Source organism: Caulobacter sp. P4_E5, from assembly GCF_056401555.1.
On record NZ_JBFUJD010000127.1, the window covers coordinates 1 to 10,908 of the forward strand.

The following is a 10,908-nucleotide window of genomic DNA, read 5'->3' on the forward strand; positions in this document are numbered from 1 at the left end:
GATCCAGCTCTATTCGCTGCCGACGCCCAACGGGGTGAAGGTCTCGATCATGCTGGAGGAGACGGGCCTGCCGTACGAGCCGCATACGATCGACATCGGCAAGGACGAGATCCAGCTCTATTCGCTGCCGACGCCCAACGGGGTGAAGGTCTCGATCATGCTGGAGGAGACSGGCCTGCCKTACGAGCCGCATACGATCGACATCGGCAAGGACGAGACCTGGGGCCCGGAATTCCTGTCGCTGAACCCGAACGGCAAGATCCCCGCGATCATCGATCCCAATGGTCCAGGCGGAAAACCGCTGGGTCTGTTCGAGTCGGGCGCGATCCTGGTCTATCTGGCCGAGAAGAGCGGCCAGTTCCTGCCGACCGATCCAGCGGCGCGCTACGAGACCCTGCAGTGGGTGTTCTTCCAGATGGCCGCCATCGGCCCGATGTTCGGCCAGGTCGGCTTCTTCCACAAGTTCGCGGGCAAGGACTACGAGGACAAGCGGCCGCGCGATCGCTACGTCGCCGAATCCAAGCGCCTGCTGGGCGTATTGGAAGGCCGGCTCGCCGACCGCGCCTGGATCATGGGCGACGACTACACCATCGCCGACATCGCCACCCTGGGATGGGTGCGCAATCTGGTCGGCTTCTACGGCGCGGGCGACTTGGTCGATTGGGCGGCCCTGAAGCACGTGCCCCGTTGGCTGGAGGCAGGCCTAGCCCGGCCCGCCGTGCAGCGCGGCCTCGAGATCCCCAAACGTCCCTGAGGGCAGGCCGCGACGCCTGCGACCTTTTGGCCGCGATGGCTGAAATTAAGGTTCAATTAACCATAAGGGCCCGATTTTCAGGGCGTCTTCTTTGAAGGCGCACCACCATCACTGACTTTCCACAGCCCGGCCGCAAGCCGGGCTGTTTTTTTAAAAATTCGGCGCTTGCATCGCCGCGGTGAGGCGGCTATCACSCGGCCTCTTCTARAGAGCACCTGTTCCGCGGTAGCTCAGTGGTAGAGCAGCCGGCTGTTAACCGGCTGGTCGTAGGTTCGAATCCTACCCGCGGAGCCACTCGCCTTTAGATCCTCGCGCTTCGACGTCCTGTTTCGGAAGTCTAGAAGCGCCAAAGATCTCATCAAAAACGTTTGAAGCTGATTGGCGCGTGCCGCGGCGCGCCTCTAGTCCCAGGGCGGTTGCGAGCGAATGATCAGCGGTACGTCGCCTTCGGCGCGAACCGCCACGCGGTCCCCATGGCGTTCGAAGATCAGATCGACGGCCTCGGCGCCCACCCTCAGACGCTCGACGCGCAGCCTGTCGATGCCGATCGGCAGGCGGGGATCGACCAGCACGATCTCGCCCCGATCTGCGTCGATCGTGATGCCCAGGCAGGCCTGCAGCATCATGAACACCGAGCCGGCCGCCCAGGCCTGGGGCAGGCAGGCGACCGGATAGGCCACCGGCGGCTCGCCGGGCGAACGGGGGAAGCCGCAGAACAGTTCGGGCAGGCGCATGCCCATCCGACTGGCCGTCTCGAACAGGTCCGCCGTCAGCTTCACCACGCCGTCGCGTTCGCCGTAGCGCGATAGACCCATCACGCACAGGGCCGTGTCGTGCGGCCAGACCGAGCCGTTATGATAGCTGATCGGGTTGAATCGCGCCTCGCCGGTCGCCAGCGTCCGCACGCCCCAACCGGAGTTGAAGCCAGGCGACAGCAATTGATCGCTGACCTTGCGAGCGCGCTCGGGCGAGGGGAGGCCGCAGAACAGGAGGTGGCCGGGATTGGACGCCAGCACCCGGCACAGTTTCCCCTGGCCGTCGATGGCGATGCCGTAGAAGCCTTGCTCCTCCATCCAGAACAGCTTCTCGACCTTCTCGCGCAAGGTGTCGGCCTTCTGGCGCCAGATCGCGGCCTGACCGATCCCGCCTCGGCGCTCGGCCAGGCGGGCCATGCCCCGATAGGCGGCGAACGCATAACCCTGGACCTCGACCAGAGCGATCGGGCCGGATGGATAGCGGCCGTCGGCGTGGAAGACCGAGTCCTCGCTGTCCTTCCAACCCTGGTTGGACAGGCCGCTGTCCTGGCCGCGGGCGTAGTCGATCAGGCCGTCGCCGTCGCTGTCGCCATCGTGCTCGATCCAGTGCATGGCCTGTTCGAGCGCCGGCCACAGCTCGTCGATCAGTTTGTCGTCGCCGGTTCGCGCCTGATAGGCGCCGGCCAGGGCCACGAACAGGGGCGTTGTGTCGACCCCGCCGTAGTAGCGGCCGAACGGCACCTCGCCCAGAGCCGGCATTTCGCCCTTGCGGGTCTCGTGCATGATCTTGCCCGGGGCGCTGTCACGGAAGGCCGAGCGCTCCTGGGCCTGATGGGCGGCGAGGTAGCGCAGGACGCCCTTGGCCAGCGACGGCTCGAACCACAGGATCTGCCAGGCGGTGATGATCGCGTCGCGCCCGAAGGCGGTCGAGAACCACGGGATGCCGGCATAGGGATAGGGGCCGGTCTCCATCTGCGTCGTGAGTAGGGCCAGGTCCGATCGCGACTTGCCCAGCCACTCGTTGAACAGGCGGCCCGAGCTGTTCATCCGCGCGCCATGGCGCCGGCGCGAGCGCATGTCCCAGCGCGCTCGAGCGGCGGCGTCGCGGAAGCGTTCTCGGCTGGGTGTATGGCCGTCGGTGATGCCGATTTCGATATAGAGCTCGGTCTCGCCCTCGGCGTGAAGGGAGAACATGAACTCGGCCTTGTGTGGCCCGAGGCGGAAAGGCGCGTCCGAGAAGGTGATGAACGAGGACCGCTCCACGCCGTCCAGGCCGACATAGGTGTAGGCCACGCGTCGGCCGTCGAGATGGGGCGGGCCCTTGACGCCGCGCTTGGCGCGGTGCGTACCGCGCACCTCGAACATGTCCTTGAAGTCGGCGTCGAACTCCACGGTCATAGGCAGCAGTACGGTGTCGCGGCTGTAGTTCACACAGCGGATCCGCTCGTACAGCCGCTCGCCCCACAAGAAGCGCTTCCGCTCGATGTGCAGCACACCCGGCGGCCCCATCGGCCCCCCGGGATAGGGCAGGGCCTGGTTGGTGCTGTTGCAGGTGAAGAAGACGTTGTCGTGCCCCACCGCCGCCGACAGCAGCGACGGCGCGTGTCCGCCCAGGCTGAGGCGGTAGAACGACAGGATGCGGGTGTCGTTGTGGAACAGCCCGTCGCCTTGGCCGGCGATGTCGCCGAACTGGTCGGCGACGATGAAGGTGTCCTTGTCTTTGAGGGCGAAGAGATTCTGCGGCGCACGGACCTCGGCCGTCACACCATAGTCGACCGGTGCGTCCAGCGCCGGTGCGAGATTCTCCATGGCCCCTCCTTCAAGTCATGCGCTTGCCGCGAAATCGACCAAGGACGGGTAGACGGCCGCGCCGTCGCAAAGCCGCTCATAGAGCGCGACGTATCGGCGGGCCATCGCCTCGGACGAGAACCGCTCCTCGAAACGCGCGCGGACGCGGTTTCGATCCAAGGTTTCGACGCGAAGCACGGCTTTGGCGGCCTGTTCGTCATTGTCGACGATGAAGCCGGTCAGGCCATGGTCGATGACCTCGGGCACCGAGCCGCACCGATAGGCCACCACCGGCGTACCGCAGGCCATGGCCTCGATCATCACCAGGCCGAAGGGTTCGGGCCAGTCGATCGGAAACAGCAGCGCATCCGCGCCGCCCAGGAACGCCGACTTCTCGTGATCGCCGATCTCGCCGACGAACTCGATCATCGGATCGCCCAGCATCATCGGTTCGATCCTGTCCTCGAAATAGGCCTGATCGGCGGGATCGACCTTGGCGGCGATCTTCAGGCGCTTGCCCAGACGCTTGGCCAGCATGATCGCCCGGTCCGGCCGCTTCTCGGGCGAGATGCGGCCGAGGAAGGCCAGGTAACCCTCGCTCTTGTTCGAGAAGGCATAGAGATCGGCGTTCATGCCATGGTGGACCGTACCCGCCCAGTTGGCGAAGGGCAGGGGGCGGCGCTGGTCGTCGCTGATCGAGACCAGCGGGAACTGCGGCCAGCGCTTGTAGACGCCGGGCAAGTCCTTCAGGTCCAGGCGACCATGCAATGTGGTCAAGGTCCGCTTCGCGCGGTCGGCGAAGAATGGGAACTGCACCATGTCGGTGTGGAAGTGGACGACGTCGAACGCGTCGGCTAGGGCCCGCACCTCGGCGAGCTGGGTGAGGTGAGCAGCCAGATCAGACTTCAGTGGCGCGGGATCCAGGCGAATGGCTTGATCGCGGACGGCGATCAGCCGGGCCTTGGTTTGCGCTTCGGCGCTGGCGAACAGGGTGACGTCGTGGCCGAGGTCGACGAGGGCGTCGGTCAGGTGCGCGACGACGCGCTCCGTGCCGCCGTAGAGGCGCGGAGGAACAGCCTCATAGAGGGGTGTAACCTGGGCGATCTTCATGAACGGACCTTGGACGAATGGACTGGAACGCGGCGCGGGTCCGCTTCTGATCAGTTCCGTCCTCCGCGATTGGTTCCGCGAGACGCCTTTTTACGGCCTTATTGTGACGAGGTGCGGCGCATACGTTCCTGGCGCTCGCGTTCCTCGCGCTGATCACGCTGTTTCCGACGCCAGCGGCCGTACATGCGGCGCACCCGTCCATCGAGCCAGGGCATGAAATAGATCAGCACCAAGACGCCGATCGCACCGGCGATCACCACTCCCGCGCTATGCATGGCAGTTCCCCACGAAGCCTACTGATTTTGGCTTCCTCCCCCATCGCCAGCTTGCCGACGATAGCCGCATATTCACCATAAGCCTGTCCCGATCAATCGACGTTACGTGACAGTGCTCCCCGTTTGTCTATTCGCCGGGCTTTTGGTCTTTTTTGGCATGCGGCTATGAGTTGATGACGCTTTTAAGGCTTCGCGGCGCCCCTTCTCGGGCCGGCGTGGCCTGGGATCGCATTGCGTTTCGGCGAGCGGCGGACCTATAAGCCTGCTCGAAAGTTCCAATCCTTCGAGGGATTCCATGAGCACCGACTTCGCCGCCGCGCGGCTGAACATGGTCGAGAGCCAAATTCGCACCGCCGACGTTACTGACCTGCCGCTGCAGGACGCCTTGCGGGTGGTGGCGCGCGAGAGCGTGGTCCCGGCCTCGAAGGCCTATTTGGCCTATGCCGACGCCGATATCGAATATGCGCCGGGTCGCTGGCTGCTGCGTCCGCGCGAGGTAGGCAAGCTGCTCCAGGTCCTGAAGCCGCGCGAGGGCGAGAAAGCCCTGGCCATCGCGGCTCCCTATGCCGCGGCCGTTCTGGAGACGATGGGCCTGTCGGTCACCCGCCTGGAAGGCGACGATCTGAAGGCCGTTCCGGCCGGTTCGTACGACGTGATCATCTGCGAAGGCGCCGTGGCGATCGCGCCGAAGGCTTGGCAGGACGCCTTGGCTGTCGGCGGTCGCTTGGGCGTTGTCGAGCGCACCGGCCCGGTGGGGCGCGCGGCGATCTATCTGCGTAGCGACGACGGTGTCGGCCGACGCCAAGCCTTCGACGCTTCGCCGCCCATGCTGGCCGGCTTCGAGGCGGAGGTCGGGTTTAGCTTCTGATCACCGGCCGTTCGGGGGCTCCGCAACGTCCGCGTGAAAAAAGCTTAACTGGCGACGTCTGGCGGTCCGACTTACACGCGATCATATTGTGGCAGGCGCGAGCTTCGCGTGATTGGGGATAGAATCTTGATGTCGAACCGTCGACGGGCCGGATTGCTGGCCGCCGCTTGCAGCGCGGGCCTGATGGCCAGCGTGCTTTCCGCCGCCGCCTTCTCGACAGCGCAGGCCGAAACCCTGGCCGACGCGATCGCCCTGGCCTACCAAACCAATCCGACGCTGCAACAACAGCGCGCCAGCGCCCGCATCACCGACGAGGGCGTGGTCCAGGCCAAGACGGGCTTCCGCCCCACGGTCGGCGGCGAGGTGGACATCACCGGCTCGAACACCAGCCCCTCCAGCGGCGCCGACATCAAGGCCTCGGGCAGCAGCGCCACGGTCTCGATCAGCCAACCGCTCTATACGGGCGGCCGGGCCAGCGCCAATCTGAGCGCCGCCGAGGCCGACGTGTTGTCGGCCCGCGAGGGTCTGCGCTCGGTCGAGCAGAGCGTTCTGGTCAACGTCGTCCAGGCCTATGTCGACGTCCGTCGTGACCAGGAACGGCTGCGCATCGCCAAGGAAAACGTCGCGGTGTTGCAACGCCAGCTGGACGAATCCAACGCCCGCTTCGACGTGGGCGAGATCACCCGCACCGACGTCGCCCAGTCGCAAGCCCGCCTGGCCGCCGCCAAGGCCGGCCTGTCGGCCTCGCAGGCCCAGTTGGAAGTCAGCCGCGCCGGCTACGCCGCCGTGGTCGGCCAGACGCCGGGCGAGCTCGCGCCGGAACCGACCCTGGCGGGCCTGCTGCCCGCGACGGTCGACCAAGCGTTCGAAGCCGCCCAGACCACCAATCCGGGCGTGACCTCGGCCAAGTACAACGAGCAGGCCGCCGCGGCCCGCGTCGCCGTGGCCAAGGCCGGCTACCGTCCGACCGTCTCGGCCCGCGCCTCGCTGGGCTACGCCGCCGACAAGCGTTCGGGCGTCGGCAGCCAGTTCGACGACTACGACCGCACCCTGGCCGGCGCGATCACGGCCTCGGTCCCGATCTTCACCGGCGGCCTGACGACCTCGCAGGTCCGCACCGCCAATGAGCGTGAGAACGCCGCCCGCAGCGCCACCGAAGGCGCCAAGCGCACGGCGATCCAACAGGTCTCCAACGCCTGGAGCAACCTGTTGGCCTCGCGCGCTGGCCTGGTCTCGAACGAAGAACAGGTCCGCGCCACCCGCATCGCCTTCGAGGGTGTTCGCCAGGAGCAGCAGGTCGGCTTGCGCACGACTCTGGACGTGCTGAACGCCCAGCTGGAACTGTCGAACGCCGAACTGGCCCTGGTCGCCGCCCGCCGCGACGAGTACGTCGCCAGCGCCGTGGTGCTGCAGGCCATGGGTCAGCTGGACGTCAACAAGCTGTCGTCGACCACGACCGCCTACGATCCCAAGACCTCCTACGACCGCGTGACGCACAGCGTGGGCTGGGTGCCGTGGGAGCCGGTGGTCCAGGCGATCGACAAGCTGGGCGCGCCCTCGACCGCGCCCAAGGGCGGGTCCAAGTAGGCCCCGCGCCGCGTCGATTCCGCCCAGGCGTCGACTTGCGCTTGCTTAACACGCGCAAGTCTGCACCATCGCGACGAAGCGCGTCCTAGGGCGCGCAAGGATTCGTATCTCTTTACGACGGCCCCACACATGTCCGATCAGAGCTCTCAAGAACCGACGATGGAGGAGATCCTCGCCTCCATCCRGCGCATCATCTCGGAKGATGACGCGCCAGCGGAGCCTGCGGCCGAGGCGGCCCCGCCGCCGCCCGAACCCGAGCCCGAACCCGAGGCGCTCGAGGACGACGTCCTTGAGCTGACCGATCCGATCGCGCCTGAGCCGGAGCCGGAACCCGATCTGCCGCCGCTGGAAAGCGTCGGCGACATCGACGTCTATTCGCCGCCGGCGCCTGAGCCCGAGCCGGCCTACACCGCGCCGACGCCGATCTTCGATCGCGACGAAGTGGCGGACAACCTGGTGGGCCACACCGCCGCTTCGGCCGCCGCCAGCGCCTTCGGTAGCTTGAGCTCGGCCCTGCTGATGCCCAAGGACGGCCGCACCCTGGAAGACGTCGTACGCGAGCTGCTGCGCCCGCTGCTCAAGGAGTGGCTGGACCAGAACCTGCCGCGCATCGTCGAGACCAAGGTCGAGGAAGAAGTCCACCGCATCGCCCGCGGTCGCGGCAACTAAACCTTCCAGATCAACGGAAAATCGAGGCGGTCGCTCCGGCGGCCGCCTTTTTCATTGCGAATTCCTCCAGAAAACCAAGGCCCGGCGGTTTCGCGTCGGAGCCGCAGATGGCATATCCGCTCCGCCATGCTCGATAAGACCTTCGATCCCAAATCCGTCGAACCCCGCCTGTACGCCGCCTGGGAGGCCTCCGGGGCCTTCAAGCCGAGCGAGGATCCGAACGCCGAACCGTTCGTCATCGTGATCCCGCCGCCGAACGTGACGGGCTCGCTGCACATCGGCCACGCGCTGAACAATACGCTGCAGGACGTGCTGACCCGCTTCCACCGCATGCGCGGCAAGGCCGCCCTGTGGCTGCCGGGCACCGATCACGCGGGCATCGCCACCCAGATGGTCGTCGAGCGCCAGCTGGCCGCCGCCGGCAATATCGGCCGCCGCGACCTGGGCCGGGAAGCCTTCGTCGACAAGGTCTGGGAATGGAAGGCCGAGAGCGGCGGGGCCATCACCAACCAGCTGCGCCGCCTGGGCGCCAGCTGCGACTGGTCGCGCGAGCGCTTCACGCTGGACGAGGGGCTGTCGGCCGCCGTCCGCAAGGTGTTCGTCCAGCTGTACAAGCAGAACCTGCTGTATCGCGACAAGCGCCTGGTCAACTGGGACCCGCAGTTCCAGACCGCCATCTCCGACCTCGAGGTCGAGCAGAAGGAGGTCGACGGCGCCTATTGGCACTTCGCCTATCCGCTGGCCGACGGCGTCACTTACCAGCACCCGATCGCCTTCGATGACGCGGGCAAGCCGACCGAGTTCGAGACCCGCGACTACATCGTCGTGGCCACGACCCGTCCGGAGACCATGCTGGGCGACACCGGCGTCGCCGTTCACCCCGACGACGAGCGCTACAAGGGGCTGGTCGGCAAGTTCGTGACCCTGCCGATCGTCGGCCGTCGTATCCCGATCGTCGCCGACGACTACGCCGACCCGACCAAGGGCTCGGGCGCGGTGAAGATCACCCCGGCCCACGACTTCAACGACTTCGGCGTCGGCAAGCGTCACGGCTTACCTGCAATCAGCATCATGACGCAGGAAGCCAAGATTAAGTCGTCAGCGCTGGACGATTTCACCTTCGGCAAAAAGCCCGTCGTGAATGGTGTCCAACTGGCCGACGACGATGCAGGTCTGGTTGATGCGGCCGTCATCGATGCCATTCCTGAGGAACTGCGAGGTCTTGACCGCTTCGTCGCGCGCAAGGCCATCGTCGCCCGCGCCGAGGAAGAGGGCTGGCTGAAGGAGATCGAGAAGACCCGTCACATGGTCCCGCACGGCGACCGCTCGGGCGTGGTCATCGAGCCGTTCCTGACCGACCAGTGGTACGTCGACGCCAAGACCCTTGCCCAGCCGGCCTTGAAGGCCGTCGAGAACGGCGACACCGTCTTCGAGCCCAGGCACTGGGAAAAGACCTATTTCGAATGGCTGCGCAACATCGAGCCCTGGTGCGTCTCGCGCCAGCTCTGGTGGGGTCACCGCATTCCGGCCTGGTTCGGTCCGGATGGCTCGATCTTTGTCGAGGAGACGGAAGACGAAGCCTATGCGGCGGCGCGCGCCCAGTTCGGCGCCGACGTCACGCTGGCGCGCGACGAGGACGTCCTCGACACCTGGTTCAGCTCGGCCCTGTGGCCGTTCTCGACCCTGGGCTGGCCGGAAAAGACCCCGGACGTGGCGCGGTTCTATCCGACCAGCACGCTCGTCACCGGCTTCGACATCATCTTCTTCTGGGTCGCCCGGATGATGATGATGGGCATCCACTTCATGGGCGAAGTCCCGTTCAAGCAGGTGTTCATCAACGCCCTCGTCCGTGACGAGAAGGGCGCCAAGATGAGCAAGTCCAAGGGCAACGTGATGGATCCGCTGATCCTGATCGACGAACTGGGCTGCGATGCGGTGCGCTTCACCATGACGGCGATGTCGGGCCAGGCGCGCGACATCAAGCTCAGCAAGCAGCGCATCGAGGGCTACCGCAACTTCGGCACCAAGCTGTGGAACGCCTCGCGCTTCGCCCAGATGAACGAGTGCGTTCGCGTCGAGGGTTTCGACCCGGCGACGGTCGAGCAGCCGATCAACAAGTGGATCCGCGGCGAAACGGTCAAGACCGTCGCCGAGGTCACCAGGGCCCTGGAGGCGCCGTCGTTCGACGAGGCGGCCAACGCCCTGTACCGCTTCGTCTGGAACGTGTTCTGCGACTGGTACCTGGAACTGGCCAAGCCGGTCCTGAACGGCGATGACGCGGCGGCCAAGGCCGAGACCCGCGCCACCGCCGCCTGGGCGCTGGACGTGATCCTGAAGCTGCTGCACCCGGTGATGCCGTTCATCACCGAGGAGCTGTGGGACAAGACCGCCGAGTTCGGCCCGGCCCGCGACAGCATGCTGATCTCGGCGAAGTGGCCGGAGCTGCCGGAAGCCTGGATCGACGCCGAGGCCGAGGCCGAGATCGGCTGGCTGGTCGAGACGGTCGGCGAGATCCGTTCGATCCGCGCCGAGATGAACGTGCCGCCGTCGGCCAAGCCGGCGCTTAGCGTCGTCGGCGCGGGCGCGGAGACCAAGGCCCGCCTGGCGCGTCACCGCGATCTGCTGCTGTCCCTGGCGCGCCTGGACAGCGTCCGCGAGGCCGAGACCTCTCCGACGGGTTCGGTCCCGATCGTGATGGGCGAGGCGACCGGCGCCCTGGCGATCGCCGACTTCATCGACCTGGCGGCGGAGAAGGCCCGCCTGACCAAGGAGATCGCCGGCCACGTCGGCGAGATCGAGAAGACCAACAAGAAGCTCGGCAACCCCGACTTCCTGGCTCGCGCCAAGGAAGAGGTCGTCGAGGAGAACCGCGAACGCCTGGCCGAGGCCGAAGCCGCCAAGACCAAGCTCGAGGCGGCGCTGAGCCGGCTGGAAGCGGTGGGGTAGGGGTCACTTGCCCGCGGGGAGACGGATTTCTCACGCGAGCGAGGACGCCCACCAAAATCCCTCTCTCATGGAGAGAGGGGTTCATGGGGCGACTACGGGGATTGAGCGGGCTGTATCCCCGGCGTTCGCGAAACCGAACCCAACGAAATCAACAAC

8 protein-coding genes and 1 tRNA gene are annotated in these 10,908 nt (G+C 66.4%); 6 read left to right on the top strand and 3 right to left on the bottom strand.

What is annotated here, in order from left to right; translation table 11 throughout:
• Positions 1–49 precede the first annotated feature (49 nt).
• Together AC1DSO_RS23815 and AC1DSO_RS23820 are read left to right on the top strand one after the other, a co-directional pair.
• Positions 50–754 (top strand): glutathione S-transferase N-terminal domain-containing protein, encoded by a 705-nt coding sequence (locus AC1DSO_RS23815; protein ID WP_477071175.1) that lies wholly within the window; start codon positions 50–52, stop codon positions 752–754.
• 219 nt (positions 755–973) lie between these two features.
• Positions 974–1,048: transfer RNA gene (locus tag AC1DSO_RS23820), tRNA-Asn, on the top strand.
• 107 nt (positions 1,049–1,155) lie between these two features.
• Here the strand turns inward: AC1DSO_RS23820 and AC1DSO_RS23825 are convergent.
• The 3 genes from AC1DSO_RS23825 to AC1DSO_RS23835 all read right to left on the bottom strand — a co-directional run bounded on the left by AC1DSO_RS23825 (position 1,156) and on the right by AC1DSO_RS23835 (position 4,682).
• Positions 1,156–3,318 (bottom strand): amylo-alpha-1,6-glucosidase, encoded by a 2,163-nt coding sequence (locus tag AC1DSO_RS23825; RefSeq protein ID WP_477071169.1) that lies wholly within the window; start codon positions 3,316–3,318, stop codon positions 1,156–1,158.
• A 15-nt stretch (positions 3,319–3,333) separates the two neighbouring features.
• Complete coding sequence (locus tag AC1DSO_RS23830) at positions 3,334–4,407, bottom strand: glycosyltransferase family 4 protein (RefSeq protein ID WP_477071170.1); 1,074 nt, start codon at positions 4,405–4,407, stop codon at positions 3,334–3,336.
• A gap of 98 nt (positions 4,408–4,505) precedes the next feature.
• A complete protein-coding gene (locus AC1DSO_RS23835; RefSeq protein WP_477071171.1) occupies positions 4,506–4,682 on the bottom strand; it encodes a hypothetical protein in 177 nt (58 codons plus the stop codon).
• 295 nt (positions 4,683–4,977) lie between these two features.
• Here AC1DSO_RS23835 and AC1DSO_RS23840 point away from each other — a divergent pair, with 295 nt between their 5' ends.
• The 4 genes from AC1DSO_RS23840 (at position 4,978) to AC1DSO_RS23855 (ending at position 10,752) form a co-directional block, all read left to right on the top strand.
• Positions 4,978–5,550, top strand: a complete 573-nt coding sequence (locus tag AC1DSO_RS23840) for a protein-L-isoaspartate O-methyltransferase family protein (RefSeq protein WP_477071172.1) — start codon at positions 4,978–4,980, stop codon at positions 5,548–5,550.
• Positions 5,551–5,673: 123 nt separating this feature from the next.
• Entirely contained in the window at positions 5,674–7,137 is a 1,464-nt protein-coding gene (locus tag AC1DSO_RS23845) for a TolC family outer membrane protein (RefSeq protein WP_477071176.1), read from the top strand.
• A gap of 129 nt (positions 7,138–7,266) precedes the next feature.
• Complete coding sequence (popZ, locus tag AC1DSO_RS23850; RefSeq protein ID WP_477071173.1) at positions 7,267–7,806, top strand: pole-organizing protein PopZ; 540 nt, start codon at positions 7,267–7,269, stop codon at positions 7,804–7,806.
• Positions 7,807–7,932: 126 nt separating this feature from the next.
• Positions 7,933–10,752: a valine--tRNA ligase gene (locus AC1DSO_RS23855; RefSeq protein WP_477071174.1), complete on the top strand. Its 2,820-nt coding sequence runs from the start codon at positions 7,933–7,935 to the stop codon at positions 10,750–10,752.
• Positions 10,753–10,908: the final 156 nt, after the last annotated feature.